General features: G+C 62.8%; 14 protein-coding genes. 8 read left to right on the top strand and 6 right to left on the bottom strand.

Annotation, left to right across the window (positions count from 1 at the left end):
- Positions 1 to 80 precede the first annotated feature (80 nt).
- Both BMX61_RS06565 and uvsE read left to right on the top strand, forming a co-directional pair.
- A complete protein-coding gene (locus tag BMX61_RS06565; RefSeq protein ID WP_075628453.1) occupies positions 81 to 275 on the top strand; it encodes a hypothetical protein in 195 nt (64 codons plus the stop codon).
- Between the two features lie 93 nt (positions 276 to 368).
- Positions 369 to 1,511: a UV DNA damage repair endonuclease UvsE gene (uvsE, locus tag BMX61_RS06560; RefSeq protein WP_234794616.1), complete on the top strand. Its 1,143-nt coding sequence runs from the start codon at positions 369 to 371 to the stop codon at positions 1,509 to 1,511.
- Between the two features lie 46 nt (positions 1,512 to 1,557).
- On the opposite strand, the gene BMX61_RS06555 is transcribed toward uvsE, so the two are convergent.
- A complete protein-coding gene (locus BMX61_RS06555) occupies positions 1,558 to 1,716 on the bottom strand; it encodes a YqaE/Pmp3 family membrane protein (RefSeq protein ID WP_075628454.1) in 159 nt (52 codons plus the stop codon).
- Between the two features lie 309 nt (positions 1,717 to 2,025).
- Between BMX61_RS06555 and BMX61_RS06550 the strand changes: the two genes are divergently transcribed.
- From BMX61_RS06550 to accC, 4 genes are all read left to right on the top strand, one after another.
- The gene (locus BMX61_RS06550) at positions 2,026 to 2,277 is read left to right on the top strand and encodes a hypothetical protein (protein ID WP_075628455.1); all 252 of its coding nucleotides are present in this window, start codon (positions 2,026 to 2,028) and stop codon (positions 2,275 to 2,277) included.
- Between the two features lie 399 nt (positions 2,278 to 2,676).
- Positions 2,677 to 5,139 (top strand): MHYT domain-containing protein, encoded by a 2,463-nt coding sequence (locus tag BMX61_RS06545; protein ID WP_075628456.1) that lies wholly within the window; start codon positions 2,677 to 2,679, stop codon positions 5,137 to 5,139.
- Between the two features lie 181 nt (positions 5,140 to 5,320).
- A complete protein-coding gene (locus tag BMX61_RS06540; protein WP_075628457.1) occupies positions 5,321 to 6,334 on the top strand; it encodes an aldo/keto reductase in 1,014 nt (337 codons plus the stop codon).
- Positions 6,335 to 6,427: 93 nt separating this feature from the next.
- Complete coding sequence (gene accC, locus BMX61_RS06535) at positions 6,428 to 8,434, top strand: acetyl-CoA carboxylase biotin carboxylase subunit (RefSeq protein WP_092742401.1); 2,007 nt, start codon at positions 6,428 to 6,430, stop codon at positions 8,432 to 8,434.
- 26 nt (positions 8,435 to 8,460) lie between these two features.
- Here accC and BMX61_RS06530 read toward each other — a convergent pair whose 3' ends face one another.
- Both BMX61_RS06530 and BMX61_RS06525 read right to left on the bottom strand, forming a co-directional pair.
- Positions 8,461 to 8,820, bottom strand: coding sequence for a type II toxin-antitoxin system RelE/ParE family toxin (locus BMX61_RS06530; protein ID WP_075628459.1), 360 nt, complete (start codon positions 8,818 to 8,820; stop codon positions 8,461 to 8,463).
- Entirely contained in the window at positions 8,810 to 9,079 is a 270-nt protein-coding gene (locus tag BMX61_RS06525; protein ID WP_075628460.1) for a type II toxin-antitoxin system ParD family antitoxin, read from the bottom strand. Before BMX61_RS06525 ends, BMX61_RS06530 begins: the two co-directional genes overlap by 11 nt.
- A gap of 106 nt (positions 9,080 to 9,185) precedes the next feature.
- On the opposite strand from BMX61_RS06525, the gene scpA reads away from it, so the two are divergent.
- Positions 9,186 to 11,321: a methylmalonyl-CoA mutase gene (scpA, locus tag BMX61_RS06520; RefSeq protein ID WP_075628461.1), complete on the top strand. Its 2,136-nt coding sequence runs from the start codon at positions 9,186 to 9,188 to the stop codon at positions 11,319 to 11,321.
- A gap of 80 nt (positions 11,322 to 11,401) precedes the next feature.
- Here the strand turns inward: scpA and BMX61_RS06515 are convergent, their stop codons facing one another.
- Positions 11,402 to 13,420, bottom strand: a complete 2,019-nt coding sequence (locus BMX61_RS06515) for a transporter substrate-binding protein (RefSeq protein ID WP_075628462.1) — start codon at positions 13,418 to 13,420, stop codon at positions 11,402 to 11,404.
- A gap of 280 nt (positions 13,421 to 13,700) precedes the next feature.
- Between BMX61_RS06515 and BMX61_RS06510 the strand changes: the two genes are divergently transcribed.
- Complete coding sequence (locus BMX61_RS06510) at positions 13,701 to 14,291, top strand: DUF922 domain-containing Zn-dependent protease (protein WP_083639505.1); 591 nt, start codon at positions 13,701 to 13,703, stop codon at positions 14,289 to 14,291.
- Between the two features lie 105 nt (positions 14,292 to 14,396).
- Here the strand turns inward: BMX61_RS06510 and BMX61_RS06505 are convergent, their stop codons facing one another.
- Positions 14,397 to 15,767 carry an AcvB/VirJ family lysyl-phosphatidylglycerol hydrolase gene (locus tag BMX61_RS06505; RefSeq protein ID WP_075628463.1) on the bottom strand — a complete coding sequence of 457 codons (1,371 nt, stop codon included), beginning with the start codon at positions 15,765 to 15,767 and terminating at the stop codon, positions 14,397 to 14,399.
- Complete coding sequence (mprF, locus tag BMX61_RS06500; protein ID WP_075628464.1) at positions 15,764 to 18,370, bottom strand: bifunctional lysylphosphatidylglycerol flippase/synthetase MprF; 2,607 nt, start codon at positions 18,368 to 18,370, stop codon at positions 15,764 to 15,766. Before mprF ends, BMX61_RS06505 begins: the two co-directional genes overlap by 4 nt.
- Positions 18,371 to 19,176 lie beyond the last annotated feature (806 nt).

Below are 19,176 nucleotides of genomic sequence, written 5' to 3'. Positions count from 1 at the left end.
ACAGGAACGAGCACGCGGTGCGGCGGCTTTGACCTCGCCTGTGGCCCGTTTTGTTTCGACGAAACGAAGAGGAGCATATCATGTCCACCTCGACCAAGACGCCGGCGAGCATCCGCCAGGGCGGACCTGGCGCGTCGCATGAAAATGCAAAAGCGCCTCTTGAGATCAAGAAGCCGCCTGCCGATGACGACCGGCGGTCACGCAGCGCCGTGTCCGGCGGTGGTGGCGAGCAGGATCGCCACCACACGCATGACCCGAAGGGCAAGGGCAATTGACGCCTGACGGGCCGGCCGCAAGGCAAAGAAACTCCTGAAGGGCAAGGACCCCTTCAGGTGTTTTTCATGCAGGGTACGAAAGAGGAGTGATCGGTGCGCGCGGAAACGGAAACATCCTTTGGCGAAGGCAACGGCATTGGCACAAACGACGCAGCGCCTGACCCCGGCGAGCAGGCGCTGCCGCATGGCGGCCAGCGCCTGTCCAGGCTCGGTTTTCCGGTCAAGGTGATGGCGCGCGATGATCTGAAGAGCAATGACAGCCGCCGCGCAGCTAGCAATCCGCACCTCGGCGTGTCGCTCGGCTATGTCGATGCCATCCTCGACCATCTGGTGCGCCACGACATTCGCATGTACCGCATGTCGTCGGATCTGGCGCCCTATGCCACCCATCCCGACATGCCGCAATTCCACACGATGGTGCGCGAAAGCCGCGATGCGCTGAAGGCGCTGGGCGACAAGGCACGTGCACTCGATATTCGCCTCTCCTTTCACCCCTCCCAATATGTGGTGTTGAACAGCCCAGATCCGGAGCTCGTGCGCAAAAGCACATGGGATCTGACGAGCCAGGCCGAAATGCTCGATCTCATGGAGCTTGGCCCCGAGGCCGTGCTCGTCATCCATGTCGGCGGCACTTATGGCGATATCCCTGAAAGCCGGGCCCGCTGGGCACGCGTCTTTCCCACTCTGCCGGAACCGGTGCGCCGCCGGCTTGTGCTCGAACATGACGATCTGCGCTTTTCCGCTGCCGACGTGCTGTGGATCCACAACGAAACGGGCGTGCGGCTGATCTTCGACTACCAGCACTTCTGGTGCCTCAACCCGGAACAGGCAGACCTGCGCGAGACACTGAAGGCCATTCTCGCGACCTGGCCGCAGGGGCAGCAGCCGAAGATCCATTTTTCGTCGCCGCGCACGGAGCTGCGCGAGAAGGTGACCATCGACAAGGCCACGCGCAAGAAGACGGTGAAGCCGGTGGCGCCTATCTTCACAGGCCATGCCGACTTCATCAACCCTTTCGAATTCGCGACCTTCCTGCGCACGGCGCAGGGCCTGGATTTTGATGTGATGCTGGAAGCCAAGGCCAAGGATCTGGCGCTTCTGCGCTTGCGGCCGGACCTGCTGCGCTACGCGCCCGATGTTGCCGGCCGCTTCGGCCTGCGCGCCACCGAAGCCGCGCAGCTGGAGGATCAATCGGATGCGGTCATGGTGGACGAGCCGATGCCCGGCGGAGCCTGAGGCGCCCGCCGGGTAATGTCGGATCGGTTTTTGCCGAGCGCTATGCCTATCGGCGCATGATCACCCAGATTGCGTGGATGATGCCGGGGATATAGCCGAACAGCGTCAGGAGGATGTTCAGCCAGAATTGCAGGCCGATACCGACCTGGAGAAAGACGCCGACCGGCGGCAGGATGATGGCGAACAGGATGCGAATAATATCCACGGGGAGCCTCACGAGCGGGTTCTACCTCTCCACAACGCAAAAGCAGGCGCAAAAGTTCGCTACTGTCACAGCCGCTTCCGCGCTGCCGCCTGGGAATGTTCTTCTATCGCGCGGAAATTTTGCATAATGTGTCTGAAGCCATGAAGAACCGCTGCTTCGGCCGGGGCTTCACGTCGTTTGCGGGCGCGAGGAGGATGTTTCGCACTGTGCAAGATCCTTCGATGTGCCGAAAGAGTTTGAATGGGCTGCGCGTAGGTCGCCTCCGATCCGCTTCGATCGAAGGAATGATGCAGTCGCAGGAGGTCGATCATGCCACCCAAACCCCATGAACCCAGGCTGCTGCCTGACGATGTGGCCGCCTGCGTCGATTTTCTGGTGGACGAAGCCGCACGGCTGCATCTGGCCAGCGGTGCCGATGCCCCTGTAGCAGTGACAGTCAAGGATGTTCTCGTCGGCGGCCTACCGGTCGGCGATTATGAAATCGTCATTCGTCGAAAGCCAAGCGCACTCGCCGAGCGGCTGGGTAGGCTGAACAATCCCTGGATGCGAGGCTTCGAATAGGCTCTGCAATAAGTGTGGGCGACCAGGCGTTGCCGCCTTTCTGCGCAAGCTCTTTTGGTCTATGTTGCTAAGCAAGAAGGCATGCGAACACGGCGACAGCGAGCACGTCGGACTGAAAAAGGACAGCCGAGTTCGGGCAATCCGGTGCAGGGACAAAAGTCTGAAAACTGGAGCCGGCTGCGATGTTCGGCATGATGCTCCGGCCCGACGCCGGCGCGTGGCTGTTCAGCTTTAAAGACATGAGACGGCATCCGACAGGCATGGTCCCTGCGCTTGGCAAAGCGCTGCGCAGATTCTTGAGCCATCTTGACCGGATCCGGTGGGAGTAGCTGCCCGAAAGGTGCAGCGGTGGAGAGCGGGACAGCCGGAGGGCATGATGGCCCGAGGAGGATGTGATGAATGGTGACAGGCAGCTATAATTCTCTCCTGGTCGCTCTGGCGCTGTTGATGGCGATCGCGGCTTCGATCACGGCCCTGGATCTGGTCGCGCGGGCACCGGCCGCCGCCACGCGATTTGGCGCCATGCTCTGGCTCGCGGCGGCTTCGCTTGCCATGGGCGGCGGCATCTGGGCCATGCATTTCGTTGCCATGCTGGCGCTCTCCATGCCGGGCATGGAGGCGCGTTATGATCCCTGGCTGACGATGCTTTCCCTCCTTCTGGCGGTTGGGGCCACGGGCTGCGGCTTTTTCGTCATGAGCCGACCGCAGCGCGGGCGCCTGTCCCTTTTCGTCGGTGCGACGGCAATGGGTACCGGCATTGTCGCCATGCATTACACCGGCATGGCCGCCATGCGCCTGCCTCTCGACGTCCATTACGATCCGCTCTGGGTGATGCTGTCGGTGGTGATTGCCATCGGCGCCGCCTTTGCCGCACTGGCGCTGGCTTTCGGCACGGGCCGCCCATCGATCCGGCTTTCACAGCGGGGAGAGACTGGTTCTGGCAGCCAGGTCGAGACATGGCGGACCGAGCTTCGCCAGCGTGATCTCGCCAAGCTGGGTGCGGGGATCATTCTCGGCCTTGCCGTCTCGGGCATGCATTTCGCCGGCATGCAGGCGGCGCATTATGCCATGCGCGCGCATGAGCCCGCTGCCATTGTCTCCAGCCTCGGTCAAAGCCGGTTGGCGCTGGGCGTCACCCTCATCACCTTCCTCATCCTTTTCGCCGCGATGGTAGCCGCCATGTTCGATCGGCGGCTGGCTGCGTCGGCCGCGCGCGAGGCGGCGGCGTTGCGCGCCAGCGCCGAGCAGTTCCGGCTCTTCTATCGCGAAACGCCGTTGCCGCTGCATGCGCTCGACGCGAATGGGCATATCGAGGAAGTGAGCCAGGCTTGGCTCGATCTTCTCGGCTATGGGCGCGAGGCGGTCATCGGCCAGCCTCTGATCCGCTTCATGACCGAGGAATCGGCCATGCGGCGCGTTTCGCAGGATTGGCCGCGGCTGATTGAGGAAGGCATGCTCGCCGATCGTCAATATGGCTTCGTCAGCCGCGACGGCCGGGTGCTCGATGTCGTCTCCACCTCCCGCGTGCACCGCGACGAGGCGGGACGCTTTCTCTGGGCGGTCGGCGGCCTGATGGACGTCACGGCCCGCAAGCGGGCGGAAGAGGCCTTGCGACAGGCGCAGAAGATGGAGGCGATCGGCCAGCTCACCGGCGGCATCGCCCATGATTTCAACAATCTGCTCGCTGTCGTCACCGGCAATCTCGAGCTTTTGCGGCGCCGGGTGACGACCGAGCCGCAGAGCTTGCGCCTGCTCGACAATGCGATGAACGGCGCGCGGCGCGGGGCGGCATTGACCCAGCGCATGCTGGCCTTTGCCAGGCGCCAAAGCCTAAGGCCGGAGGCGGTATCGCTTCCCGCGCTGGTCGAGGGCATGGATGATCTGATCGCCACCTCGCTCGGCGCGCGCATGCGCATCGTCAAGACATTTCCCGAGACTTTGCCGGCCGTCGAGGTGGATGCGCCCCAACTCGAACTTGCGCTGCTCAATCTGGCGGTGAACGCGCGGGACGCCAGTGGCGCGCAGGGCGAGATCCATTTCGCTGCACGTGCCGTGCCTGCGGGCGATCCCGCTCTGCCGTCCGGCCTGCAGGAGGGCACCTATGTTTGTCTGAGCGTCACCGATCAGGGCGAGGGCATGGATGCGGAAACGCTGGCGCGGGTCTGCGAGCCCTTCTTCACAACCAAGGAGGTCGGCAAGGGAACGGGGCTTGGCCTGTCGATGGTCCATGGCTTTGCCGAGCAATCCGGCGGGAAATTGCGGCTCACCAGCCGCAAGAACGAAGGCACGACGGCTGAAATCTGGCTGCCGATTGCCGCATCCGAGCCAAAGCCCGCAGCTCTGAGCACGGACGGGCGCGAGCAGCCGCATAGTGGCATGGGCTTCGCGCCGGTTCTGGTGACATCGGATGCGCCGTCATCGTCCGAGCCAGTGCCAAAAGTCGCCGAGATCGCGGCGGAAACGGCCACACCGTCGCGAGACAACGGATCGGCGCTCACCATCCTTGCTGTCGACGACGATGCGCTGGTGCTGATGAACACCGAGGCCATGCTGGAGGATCTCGGCCACAGGGTTCTCATCGCCAGCCGTGGTCGTCAAGCGCTCGAAATTCTGGCCGATGCGCCCGAGATCGCGCTCGTCGTCACGGATCAGTCCATGCCCGGCATGACCGGCATGGAGTTCGCGGTTGCCGCGCGCGCCATGCGGCCGGATCTGCCGATCCTGCTTGCCACGGGCTATGGCGATCTGCCGACACCCCTGCCGGCCATGGCAAGGCTCGGCAAGCCCTTTCTCCAGGCCGATCTGGCCCGCGCCATCGCCGCGCTCACCTCCTCCGACAAGCCATCGCCGCGCGCGGCCTGATCCTGCCGCTTGACGGATGAGGAAAGCCGCGTCAATCATGGTCGGTCTGAGGTTTAACGCTTTGATCTCATGATGTTTTGATGCTCGATGGCGCTGCTCCGGGGGAGGCGCTGGGCATGCTGGCCGCCTGATCCACGAGCTGCTACGACCGCAGGCGCAGCCTGCCGCAGGAGGAGACGAGATGAGCGAGACGATGTACCGCGCGGCGCCCGGGCGCTATGAGGAGATGGCGTTTCGCCGATGCGGCCGCTCCGGGCTGAAGCTGCCGGCCATTTCGCTCGGCCTCTGGCAGAATTTCGGCGGGTTGGATTCCTATGAGACCGGTCGCGCCATCCTGCACCGCGCTTTCGATCGCGGCGTCACCCATTTCGACCTGGCCAACAATTACGGCCCACCGCCCGGTGCTGCCGAAGAGATGTTCGGCCGGGTTCTGGCGAGCGACTTCAAGCCCTATCGTGACGAGATGATTGTTTCATCCAAAGCCGGCTATCTGATGTGGCCCGGCCCCTATGGAGAATGGGGTTCGCGCAAATATCTGCTCTCCAGCCTAGATGCCAGCCTGAAGCGGCTCGGCCTCGACTATGTCGACATTTACTACCATCATCGACCGGATCCCGAGACGCCGATCGAGGAGAGCATGGGGGCGCTGGCCGATGCCGTGCACCAGGGCAAGGCGCTTTATGTCGGGATCTCCAACTATCGCGCGGCCGATGCGAAGCGGGCGATCGACACGCTGAAAGCGCTCGGCGTGCCCTGCCTCATTCACCAGCCGAACTATTCCATGCTCGACCGCTGGATCGAGACCGATGGCCTCCTGGATGTTCTGGAGGAGGGCGGGGCCGGCACGATCGTTTATTCGCCGCTGCAACAAGGCCTGCTGACGGACAAATATCTCGATGGCATCCCGGAAGGGTCCCGCGCCGCGCGTGGCAGCCGCGGCGGGTCCATGGGCGCCGAAGGGGTGAGTGATGCGCGGCTTGCCAAGGTGAAAGCGCTTGCCCCGATCGCCGCGCGTCTCGGCCTGCCTCTGGCCCATCTCGCGCTGAAATGGGTGCTGCGTGACCCACGGGTCACCTCGGCGCTGATCGGCGCGCGCACGGTTGCCCAGCTGGACGACAGCCTGGATGCGCTGAAGGGCAACGGGTTGTCTGACAGCGATCTTCACGAGATCGAGAAGGCCCTGTCCACCGGCTGACGCTGTGAACTTGCACGCTATATCGCCGCCCATCCCTCGGCGCTTATCCCCTGCCGGATGTCCCGTTCTGCCCTTCCATGCCGGAGCCGCCTGATGTTTACCAAGATCCTCGTGGCCAATCGTGGCGAGATCGCCCTGCGGATCATGCGCACGGCCAAGGCCATGGGCATCGGCACGGTGGCGGTCTATTCGGATGCCGACCGTGACGCCGCCCATGTGCGCGCTGCCGACGAGGCGGTGGCCATCGGCCCGGCTCCGGCGGCAAGTTCCTACCTGTCCGTGGAGGCGATCTTGGCGGCGGTGCGCCAGGCGGGCGCCGATGCCGTTCATCCCGGCTACGGTTTCCTGTCCGAAAATGCCGCCTTTGCCGAAACGCTGGCGCGCGAAGGCATCGCCTTCATCGGCCCGCCGGCTTCAGCGATTGCGTCCATGGGAGACAAGATCACCTCCAAGGCGCTGGCCGCGAAGGCCGGCGTTTCCACGGTGCCCGGCCATATGGGTCTGGTGGAGGATGCCGAGGAGGCCGTGCGGATCGCCGCAGAGATCGGCTTTCCCGTGATGATCAAGGCGTCCGCCGGCGGCGGCGGCAAGGGCATGCGGATTGCCTGGAATGAGGGCGAGGCGCGCGATGGCTTTCGCGCTTCGCGGGCCGAGGCCCGCACCGCCTTTGGCGACGAGCGGATCTTCATCGAGAAATTCGTCACCGATCCCCGCCATATCGAGATCCAGGTGCTCGGCGACCAGCATGGCAACATCGTCTATCTGGGCGAGCGCGAATGCTCGATCCAGCGACGCAACCAGAAGGTCATCGAGGAAGCGCCCTCTCCCTTCCTCGACCCTGAGACGCGCAGGGCCATGGGCGAACAGGCGGTGGCGCTTGCCCGGGCTGTCGGCTATTTCTCGGCCGGTACGGTGGAGTTCATCGTCGACGGCGCGCGCAATTTTTATTTTCTGGAGATGAATACGCGGCTGCAGGTCGAGCATCCTGTCACTGAGCTTGTCACCGGCATCGACCTTGTCGAGCAGATGATCCGCGTTGCATCAGGTGAAAAGCTGACGCTTTCGCAAGAGGATGTAAAGCTCAATGGCTGGGCAATCGAAAGCCGCCTCTATGCGGAAGACCCGTTCCGCAATTTTCTTCCCTCCACCGGCAGGCTCACACGCTACCGTCCACCGCGTGAAGGCAGACAGGCCAGCGGCACTGTGGTGCGCAACGATACCGGCGTCTATGAGGGGGGCGAAATCTCCATCTATTACGATCCGATGATTGCCAAGCTCTGCACCTGGGCCGAGACGCGAGAAGCGGCAATCGATGCTATGGTCGCCGCCCTCAATGATTTCGAAGTCGAAGGCATCGGCCACAACCTGCCTTTCCTCTCCGCCGTCATGCGGCAGGAGAGGTTCCGTTCAGGCAGGTTGACGACAGCCTACATCGCGGAAGAGTTTCCCGACGGCTTTTCCGGTGTGGCACCGGATGCGGCCGCCTCGCAGAAACTCGCCGCGATTGCTGCCGTGATCAATGCCAGGCTGCAAGGCCGCGCCAAGCAGATATCAGGCACGATCAGCAACCATGCGCGGGTCGTCGGCAAGGATTGGGTGGTGCAGCTTGGCGACATCAGCCACGCCGTCACGTTGTCCGGCGGCGCGCAGGCGGAGGTCGTCATGTTCAGGGAAAGTGAAGCTCGCGTCACGGTGATGGGTGCATGGCATCCCGGCCAGACCCATGCGCATTTTCTGCTGAACGAGGAGATGCTTGGCGTGAAAGTCGATCTCGCGGGTTTCGTCATCCGTCTGCGCGTGAACGGCATGGATGTGCGTGCTCGCGTTCGCAGCCCCCGCGTGGCGGAACTGGCGAAACTGATGCCGATCAAGCTGCCGCCGGATACATCGACGATGCTGCTCTGCCCCATGCCGGGTGTGATCACTGGTGTCACGGTCAAGGTTGGCGATCGTGTGGAAGCGGGTCAGACGCTCGCCACCGTCGAAGCCATGAAGATGGAGAACGTGCTGAAGGCCGAACGCAAGGGTGTCGTCAAGCGCGTGGCTGTCTCCGCCGGCCAAAGCCTGGCGGTGGACGAGCTGATCTTGGAGTTCGAGTGATGCGACATGCGGGAGCGGCCCAGCAATCAAGCGTTTGTCGTCGGTTTGCCCAGCCGCTCCAGCATGTGGTGCCGGTGATCCTGTCCGCCGAAGAAAACGGCCAGAATATTGACCGTGCGGTTTTCCTCATCGATCCAGAAATAGAAGATCGCCCGCTCTTTTGTCACATGCCGCAGACCGGGTTGAAGATCATTGTTCAATGTTCCCTGATGGGGATGGAGCGCAAATTTTTCCAGATCTTCGGCAATAGCGTTCAAGCGGCTGGCTGCACGTTCATAGGCTTGTTCAACAGAATCGCCCATTCCCAGATAGGCCGCCAACAGATGGTCGAAGATGTGATCGAAGTCGGTGCTAACCGCCGCTGCAGGATTGATCTTATAAACCAAGCGCGGCCTTCTTCCTGGCAAGCATCTCCTCAATCTGTTGCCGGCTCTCTTCCATCGTCAGGAACGGCCCCTTCCGCCGCTCATCGAGCAGAGCTTTCAAAGCAGCAAGCTCCGCCTCCTTCATCTCCGTCTGCTCGCGCAAAAGCTCCAGCCCCTGCTGCACGACAGCGCTCACGCTGGAATAGCGGCCTTCCTCAACCAGCCGGCGGGCAAAGGCGTCCTGCTGGTCGGAGATGGAAACGGATGCTTTTACGGTCATGGCTCAAGGCTCCCGTGAAGAATGGACCTAGGATGCTACTCAGTAGCAATTTCGTCAATCTCAACGCCGCGCCGATCCTGGCAGTGGTATCTGGAGGACCTGGGCGATGACCAAAAAAGCCGTCGCAGATTGGCGGGCCCTGGCCGAAAAGGAGCTGAAGCGCCCCCCGGAGACGCTGTCGGTGACGACGCCCGAGGGTATCGCAGTCAAGCCGCTTTATACCGCCGAGGATCTTGCCGACCTGCCGCATCTCGATGGCTTGCCGGGTTTTGCGCCGTTTACCCGCGGTGTGCGCGCCACGATGTATGCCGGCCGGCCCTGGACGGTGCGCCAATATGCCGGCTTCTCCACGGCAGAAGCGTCCAACGCCTTTTACCGTCGCAATCTGGCGGCCGGGCAGAAGGGCCTGTCTGTCGCCTTCGATCTCGCCACCCATCGCGGCTATGACAGCGACCATCCCCGTGTCGAAGGCGATGTCGGCAAGGCCGGCGTGGCGATCGACAGCGTCGAGGATATGAAGATCCTGTTCGACGGCATTCCCTTGGGCGAGATGTCCGTTTCCATGACCATGAATGGCGCGGTGCTGCCCGTACTTGCCGCCTTCATCGTTGCGGGGGAAGAGCAGGGCGTGGCCCGCAGCGACCTCTCCGGCACCATCCAAAACGACATTCTCAAGGAGTTCATGGTCCGCAACACCTATATCTATCCGCCTGAACCTTCGATGCGGATCGTTGCCGACATCATCGACTTCACCGCGCGGGAAATGCCGCGCTTCAATTCAATTTCCATATCCGGCTATCATATGCAGGAAGCGGGCGCGACGCTGGTGCAGGAGTTGGCCTTCACGCTGGCCGATGGGCGCGACTATGTGCGCGCCGCCTTGAAGCGGGGGCTGGATATCGACGAATTTGCCGGGCGGCTCTCCTTCTTCTTCGCTATCGGCATGGATCTGTTCATGGAGGCCGCCAAGCTGCGCGCCGCTAGGCTGCTCTGGTCGAAGATCATGCAGGAGTTCCAGCCGAAGAAGCCGCAATCCCTGATGCTGCGCACCCATTGCCAGACCTCTGGCGTTTCGCTTGCCGAGCAGGACCCGATGAACAATGTGGTGCGCACGGCCTATGAAGCGCTGGCGGCTGTGCTTGGTGGCACGCAATCGCTTCACACCAATGCCTTCGACGAGGCCATGGCGCTGCCGAGCGAGCTGTCCGCCCGCATCGCCCGCAACACTCAGCTGATCCTGGCGCACGAGACCGGGGTGACCCGCGTGGTCGATCCACTCGCTGGATCCTATTATGTCGAGAGCCTGACGCATGAACTGGCAGAAGCCGCTTGGGCACTGATCGAGGAGATCGAAGCCAAAGGCGGCATGACGAAAGCCGTTGCCGAGGGCTTTCCTAAGCGGATGATCGAGGAGGCGGCGACGCGCCGTCAGGCGGCGCTCGACAAGGGCGAAACGGTGGTGGTCGGCGTCAACCGCTACCGGCTGGAGGAGGAGCCTCCGGTCGAAATCCTGACCATCGACAATTCCGCCGTCAGGGCCGCGCAGATCCGGCGGCTGGAGGAGACGCGCGCCCGGCGCGATCCGGCACGGCTCGATGTCGCGCTCGGCCTTCTCGGCAAGGTGGCCGAGAGCGGTGAGGGCAATCTCCTGGCCGCCGCGGTCGAAGCCGCACGGGCACGCGCGACGGTCGGCGAAATGTCCGATGTGCTCGGCCGCGCCTTCGGGACCCATTCCGCCCGCCCGCCCCTGGTCGTCGATGTCTTTACCGAAGCCTATGGGGACGGCCCCGATGTCCAGCGGGTGAAGGAGCGGGTCGGCGAGGCGACGGTTCGGCTCGGCCATGTGCCCAGGCTTTTGGTGGCCAAGCTCGGTCAGGATGGCCATGATCGCGGTGCCCGCGTGGTCGCCTCCGCCTTTGGCGATCTCGGCTTTGCGGTCACGGCCGGCCCCCTGTTCCAGACTCCGGACGAGGCGGCTGCCCTTGCCGGCGAGCTGGGAGTGGACGTGGTTGGCGTGTCGTCGCTGGCGGCCGGCCACCTGACGCTGGTGCCGCAGCTCGTGCAGGCGCTGGAAAGGCAAAGTCCGGGCATACCCGTCGTCTGTGGCGGCGTGATCCCGCGCAAGGACTATACGGCCCTGGAGGAGGGAGGTGTCTCCGCGATCTTCGGGCCCGGCACGCCGGTCATCGAAGCAGCACATGCCGTGCTCGACATTTTGGAGGGCCGGCGGCGAAATCGCTGACGCACCGGATCGCAGGCAAACCAGCGTCGATCTGATTCCTTTAGATCGACGAGCGGTGTGAACCCTGCTTCTGTTCAGGCTCAGGCGGAACGGCGGAAGACCACGCGGTTGCGGCCGTCGCGTTTGGCGGCATAGAGGCCGTCATCGGCCCGTTTCAGCGTGGCCTCCGGGCTGTCGCCAGCGATGCACAGGGTCGCGCCGACGCTGCAGGAAAGCCGGACCATGACGCCCCCGGTCTCGAAGTGGACGGCGGCAATGCAGGCGCGCAGGCGCTCGGCAACGCGATCCGCCTCTTCGATCGAGCTGGCGCTGAGGATGACGGCGAATTCCTCGCCACCAACCCGCGCCACGAGATCCTGCTGCGCGCAATCGGCATTGAGTGTCTCGTGCAGCACGCGCGCGGTCTCGATCAGCGCCTTGTCGCCGGCCGCATGACCGAAGCGGTCGTTGATCGATTTGAAATGGTCGAGATCGATGAGCAGCACGCCCACCGGTCTGTCGCTGGTCTCACACTGCGCAATCCGCGCTGCGAGCTCCTGCATGAAATGTCTGCGATTGGCGAGGCCGGTCAGCCCGTCCGTGGTCGCCAATTGTTCGAGATCGGCGTTCATCAGTCTAAGCGTCGACTCGATCCGGCGGATATAGGTGACATCCGCGAGCGAAAGAAGACGCGACGGCACGCCGGCAAAGACGATTCGGCGGCTGACGACCGTCAGATTGTGCAGCTCTCCGGATGGCGTGCGCACGACGATCTCCGCAACCGGGTCATCGCCCTCGGCACCATTCGCCGCCGCGCGATCGGCCGCCTTGCGCAAGGCCTCCAGATAGTCAGGCGCAATGTCGCGCCCGAAATAATCATCCGTGCTGGCGCTGCGATAGCGCAGCTGCCCATCATCGTCGATGACGATCAGCGGTGTCGGCAGGGCATCGAGCAATTCGCGCTGGGCGGTAACCGCTGTGGTGCTGGCGATGATATGTTCGGCTGCCCAGGGATTGCCCCTCAGCGGCTCTTCGCTGCGCCAGACGATGTCGAAGCGCCGGTCCGCGCGGGCGCGCGCGATCGACATGCCCATTTCCACATGATGGTTGATGCCCATGATCACAGGCTCGCCGTCGAGGCCCATCTCGGTCTGGCCGAACATATATTGCCGCACGGTGGCAGCGCGCGTGGTGCCGGCGGCCGTGGCCGCGCGCAGCCACATGCGAAATCCGGTGCGCGCGGCGATCATGGCGTCGCAGACCGGCCGATTGGCGCCGGCCGCCATCTGCCAGCTCCGCAGAAAGGCTTGGTTGCCCTCGGTGTCATGCGACATGAAGTAGTTCCAGCAGGCATAATGGCCTTTGACGGCAGCTGGGTCGAGGGTCGCAAGGTCCAGTTCGTTCAGGGAAAGGCCCAGGATCGGCAGATCCTCCGCCTTGAAGCCGGCCGCATGATAGGCGGCGAGAAAATCCTGGTTGGCATCGCCCACGATGCTGGAAACGATGACGCCGCGTCCACCGGCGCGGAAAGCCGCGATCGCCGCGATCTCCTGATCCCAATTGCGGTGCGAGAACGGCACGTAATGTTCCGGCAGGCCCAGGGTCTTCAGGCCCTTGGCGTCGAGAAAGGCACGCAGTACCCGATTGATCGTGCGGGGATAGTTGAAATCCGTCCCCAGCATGAAGAAACGATCGAAGGCGCCGCCAGGTGCTGACAGGAGATATTCGATCGCCGGAAACAGTTTCTGATTGGGCGTCGCGCCGAGATAGAAGATGTTGGGCGATTGCTCCTCGCCTTCATAGTCCAGCGGGTAGTAAAGCAGGCAGTCCTCTTCCTCGACCACGGGAAGCACGGCCTTGCGCGAGGTGGATGTCCAGCAGCCGAAAAGCGCGGCGACCTGCTGATCACGGATCATCTGCCGCGCATATTGGCCATAGTTCAGCCAGTCCGAGGCTGGATCGAATTCGACCGGCACGATCTTGCAACCGAGAAGGCCGCCTGCCTCGTTCGCCTTGTCGATCTCGAAGCGCAACATGTCGGCCAGAGGCGCTTCGTTGCAGGCCATGGTGCCTGTCGACGAATGCAAAAGGCCGACCTTAACGAAACGCTGGCTATGCATGAATTACTCCCTTACCGAAGGGACAAGGCCGGTGGAAATGTCGTACATTTGTCATAAGGAACAGTGAACGTCCTCCTCGTCGGACCGTTCAAAGGGGCGCGGCGGGAGAGCAGCTGTTTTAAGGAATCGATGGGTTTTGCTACCGTTAATATACAGCCTGATTAGGGGGCCATTTCTTAAAAATCGGTTAAGCTTTATTGCGTCGCAAAAAAACCTGATATCGATCCTCCACATCGCATCCGCCAGCGCGGCCGAGCCGTGCCCAACCTTTCTGATCGCTATGCCCCGCCTCCGCCACGCCCTCGTTTTTCTGCTTTCCCTATCTGTGCCCGTCACCGCTCTTGCCAGCGAGCGCGAGGCGGTGAAGACCTATGCCATTGCCGGGCGAACGGGTGCCGAACTCTACGCCTCTATCGGCGAGCGGGGGCCCATGATCGGCAAGGGGCGCCGCGTGATCGCCCATACCGGCTTTCGCCTGACCTGGAAGCGGGATTACCAGCAGGACGGGAAAGCCTGCCGCCTGGCCTCGGCCGAGCCAACGCTGACCATCACCTACACGCTGCCAAAGCCTGCCGAACGGTTGACTGGCTCCTTGGCCAGGAGCTGGACAAGCTTTATCGATGGCGTACGCCGGCATGAGCTGGAGCATGGACGCTTCATCCGGGAGATGGTGGCCGAGATTTCGCAGGCCAGCATCGGCCTGTCGGCACCGGATGATCCCGGTTGCCGGCTGGTGCGCCAGATGCTCAATACGCGGTTAAAGGAGATTTCCGGCCGCAACGGCCAGCGCCATTCCGCTTATGATCGGGCTGAACTGACCGAAGGCGGAAATGTCCACCAGCTGATCCTGGCGCTCGTCAACGGCCCCTGATCGCGACCGCGGGGTCCGGAGGTCGTTTTGATCATCGCTGCCTTGAAGGCAGATCGCCGGGGCAGGAGCCGCAGCATCGGCTGGCCTCCTGCCTCTCTATCAGGTCTATCGCCCGAGCCGTGTCTTCAGGCTGGTGACGATTTTGTTTGCCAGCGCTTCATAGTCCTCATCGAAATGGTGACCGCCTTCGATAGGGATGGCTTCGACGCCGCTCGCCTTGAGTTTGACGCAGGGGTCGTCGTCCTCTTCCGTGCCATAGATGCACTGAACGCGCTTGGGATCGATCTTGGCGATGTCCTTCAGCGAATCGCCCGAGGAGGTGCTGCTGTCGACGCCGAGCCAGCCTTGAACGGAGATCTCGTAATCGACGTTGCGCGATAGAGCGAGCAGCGTGATCTGCGTCACGCGATCCTTGTTCTGCTGAGACAGGAGATTATAGGCGGCCGGGATCACGTCGGCGCCGAAGGAATAGCCGGCCAGAAGCACATGCTTGACCTTCCACTGGCGCCTGTAGGTATCGATGATGCGGGCGAGATCTTCCGCCGTTTCCTCCGGCGTGCGCTTGGACCAGAAATAGCGCAGCGCATCGACGCCGACCACGGGAATGCCCTGATCCTGAAGCTCGGCGCCGATCTGCTTGTCGATGTCACGCCAGCCGCCGTCGCCGGAATAGAAGATGGCCATCGTGTCGTATTTCGCCGTCGTCGGCAGCAGGGTCAGCGGCAGGCCGAGCGGATCGTCGCTTTCGCTGGCGCTGGCAGCGGCGATCTGATCGGACAGCGCCTGCTCCAGAGCCGCATCCGGGGCGTCGGTCGTGTCGCGCGTGGCGATATCGCTATGATCCTTGACGAGGTCGGCCACATGGTCACGGCCCGCCTTGTTCGCTTGTGGCGTGAAGATCACGGTGACGGGTGCCGGCAGGGGGCCGTCCGTCAGGCCATAGATCATGCGGCCGTCGCGCGTTTCCTTCTCGGCCGGTGTGCAAAGCTGGGTGGTCAGCGGAATACTGTCGAGAGGGTCGACGGCGATCGCGTCGCCGATTGTCGCGTCCGGACTCTGCGCGATCATCGCCAGCGCCATGGCGCCGCCTTCACCGATGCCGGCCAAGATCGGCGGCCGATAGCTGTCCGAATTGGCGGCACGCTGGATCTGATGGGCAAGCGACTCGATGTCGGAGATCGTATAGATGCAGTCGTCGCCTTCCTCCGGCTTCAGTCCCTTCAAATAGGTCGGTAGATCGAGGCCAATGACGGCAATGCCCTCATCGAGAAGAGCCTTGGCGCGCGTCTCCTCCGTCGCGCCCCAGCCCTTCGCATCCGAAATCAGAACGACGTTGCCCTTGAGGTCGCCGTCTGGCACGAGAATATGGTCTGACGGAATGGAGCCCGTGTCGAAGGCCTGCTTGTCCTGCGCGAATGCAGGCGCAACGCTGCAAAGGGCGGCCGCAACAGCGACCATCCTGGAAAAACGCATCATTTACCGACGACTCCTCTCACGCCACCGCTGATCAGCAAGGTCGCATCCAGCAGGGCAAGGGCCGCGCCCGTGCCGTTGGACACGGCAAGGTAGCGCGGTTCCCAACGTGGATGGAATTTGGACTTGAAGGCCCTGAGGCCCTTGAAATTGTAGAAGCGCTCGCCGTGCTCGAAAAGCAGGCTGCCGACCCGGTCCCAGACCGGGGCCGTGTCGCGCCGCGACATGCCGGACATCGGCGCCATGCCGAGATTGAAGGTCTTGTAGCCCTCGGTCTTCATCTTCTCCATGATCGAGACGAAGAGGAAGTCCATGGCGCCACGCGGCGCATCCGGCGAAAAGCGCATGAGGTCGACGGTCGCTTCGTGCTTGGTGTCGGTCACCATGACATTGGCGAAGGCAACGATCTTCTCATCCTTGTAGAGAACGGCCACCGGCTGCGCGCAGATATAGTCGGTATCGAAAGCGCCGAGCGAGAAAGTCTTTTCGCGCGTTTCATGATGGGCGAGCCAGCTATCGGAGACCTGACGAAGGTCCTCCACCACACCAGCTACCTCAGGCGGCTCGATCAGGGCGAAGCTCAAACCGTCGCGCGCACCCTTGCTCAAGGCTTGGCGCAGCCCTGCCAGGCGGCCGCCCTTCAGCTCGAACCGGTCGAGATCGACAATGGCGAGTTCGCCGAGCTTGAAGGCCCGCAGGCCGGCATCGGCGCAGGAGGACAAGAGACCGGGCGATATCTGGTAGAAGGCGGCGCGTCCGCCGGCCGCGCGGGCGGATTCCACGAATTGCCAAACGAGCTCGGGAAAATCCGCCTCGTCGCCGATCGGATCGGTCAGCGCGATCCAGGAGCGACCCTGGATGCCATACATGATGAAGGCCTTGCCGCTTTCGGAAAACATGACGCGCTTGTCGCCCATGCGCACCAGGTTGGCGTCGGCCGAATCCTGGTTTCGAACGATCTCCACCGCCTTGTCGACATCGGCGCGGCTGGCCTCAACCGGACGCAGCGTCGCCGGACGCATCAGGCTGAAGATCGCAACCGTGATCGAGGCGAGCACCAGGCCGAGCAGCGCGCGCAAGCCGCGCGGCGCCTCGCCGGAAAATTCGAACTGCCACCAGAGATCGTGACTGTAGTCCGTATCGCGATAGACGAAGAACAGGATCGTCGCGGCGCTGACCACGATGACGCCCATGGCCGCCAGCCAGCTCGGGCCAAGGCCCTGCTTGAACAGCGAGGCGCGGCGCGTGAAGGCGCGGCGGTTCATGACCATGGCGACGATGAAGACGGCAAGCAGCGTTGCCTCGAAAATCGCGATGGCCTTGATCAGGGACAGGACCAGCGCGCCGGCCGCGGCCGCCAGCCCGATCCACCAGCCGCCATCCAGGCGCTGGTTGATGCCGCGCGAGGCGACGAAGAGAACAAGGCCGAGGATGCTCGTCAGAAAATGCGCCGCTTCGACGATCGGCAGCGGCAGGAAATTCGAGAGCAGGTCGAGATTGCTATCCGGCGTCGGCGTCACGCTCGAAAAGATCAGCATGGCGCCGAGCATCATGGCGAAAGTCGACAGAAGCGACGGCGCGAGCCGCACCGCGATCTGGCCGAGATCGGACGCCACGGGCTTGGACGAGAAGGCGCGCAGTTCCGTGGTGACCACGAGAATGATCGCAATGATCAGCGGCAGCACGTGATAGACGAGGCGGTACAGCACCAGGCCGCCGAGCAGCTGCTCCATACTGATCGCATTGCCGAGCGCTGCGACCATGACCGCTTCGAAGACGCCAAGGCCGGCGGGAACATGGCTGAGCACGCCGAGGCCGACAGCCGTGGCATAGATGGCGAAGAAGGTCGGCCAGCCGACATGCGTCTCCGGCAGCAGCACATAAAGCACGGAAGCCGAGGCTGCGATGTCGAAGGCGGAGACGAGGAACTGGCGCGAGGAGGTGCGGCTGTCGGGCAGGCGCAACGACAGGCCGGCAAAGGAGAGCGTGCGGCCATTGCCGCCGAGCACGACCAGCGCGACCATGACCAGCACGAAGATCAGCGCCACACCCCGCAACCAATCGGCGCTGAGCCCCATGACGGTTTCCATACGCGGTGCGACCGCCAGCGTCGACAAGGCGGCGACGGCCAGCAGGCCCAGACCGAAGGCCAGGGTGACGAAGGCGATGACCCGCGCGATTTCGCTGGGGGTCAGCCCCAGCCGCGAATAGGCGCGAAAACGGATGGCGCCGCCGCTCAAGGGGCCAAAACCGGCGGTGTTGCCGATGGCATAGGCAATGAAGGCCGTGATCGCGACGGAGGGCGTGCGCAGCCGCCGGCCGATAAACTCGATGGCGTTGAGGTCATAGCCGATCAGCGCCGCGAAGCTCAGCGCCGTGAAAAGAATGGCCAGCAGGATCGAGGTCCAGGACGTGTCGGCCAGCGCGTCAAGCACGTCGTCATAGCGTACCTCCGCCGTCAGCCGGGAAATGGCGACGGTGACGAAGGTGAAGATGGCGATGACGGCAATCGCCGTCAGATAGACGCGATATTCGGCAAAGAGCGTCGCCAGGCGCGAGGCGCCCTTTTCGGTGTCAGGCGAGGAAAGATCGGGTTCGGCTGCCATGGTGTCCTGGACGAATTCGGTTCAAACGCGTGATCGGCTGTTTATCATAGAGTTTCTCAGCCGGCATGACGGCATGTAACCCGGCGCTCGGAGCAGACAAGACATAAGCAACCCCTTGAGCGCCAGCTAAGGCATAATTCCTCAAATCGAACGCGACCGAAGGAAAAATCATGCAGCCGCTTTAGAGCATCACCCCACCGGCGCGAAACATGGGATCGACTGGCTTGTGCTCGCGGTGAAAGACGCTGGAGGGCTGTTCTGGTTCATTCAGCTCGATCGATGTTCCACAATTCGACACTACTCCATGCGGTTTAACAGAGGCGGTCACCCATTCTTCGCTCCTCGATTGGTGTGTCCGGTAACCAACGGCTTCCGTCTACGGCCTGCTATTGATGCTTTTCGCTCCCGTGATCAACCGCAGGATGGTCTTGCGCGACACACTCTCGTCATGCCTATGCACCCGTTGACTGAATATTTCGTTTCTGACGCATAAAAGACGATCTTGTTCCAGCAGGCGCGTGAACCCCTGTTCGACCGCTTCCTTGTGGAGCCTCTCCTCGGCAGGATCATGACATGCCGTCATTTTCCGCCATGCGTCCCCTTGCTGGCGCGCGTGGCAAATTTTCATAGCATGCTCTTCCAAGCCTTGTTCATGATCGATCCCGCTTTGCTTCCTACCCAATAGCCTTCTGCCATGGGATAGCGATCAAAGTGCGTATCACACGCCAGACATCACGCGCCTTTTTGGGCGCGCGCCTGTCAAAGACTGCGATTATGTCTTTTCGGGGATTTAGGAAAAGGAGATG

The sequence above is a fragment of the Xaviernesmea oryzae genome (assembly GCF_900109605.1).
In the GTDB taxonomy this organism is placed as follows: Bacteria; Pseudomonadota; Alphaproteobacteria; order Rhizobiales; family Rhizobiaceae; genus Xaviernesmea; species Xaviernesmea oryzae.
This window is presented reverse-complemented; position numbering and strand designations above follow the sequence as displayed.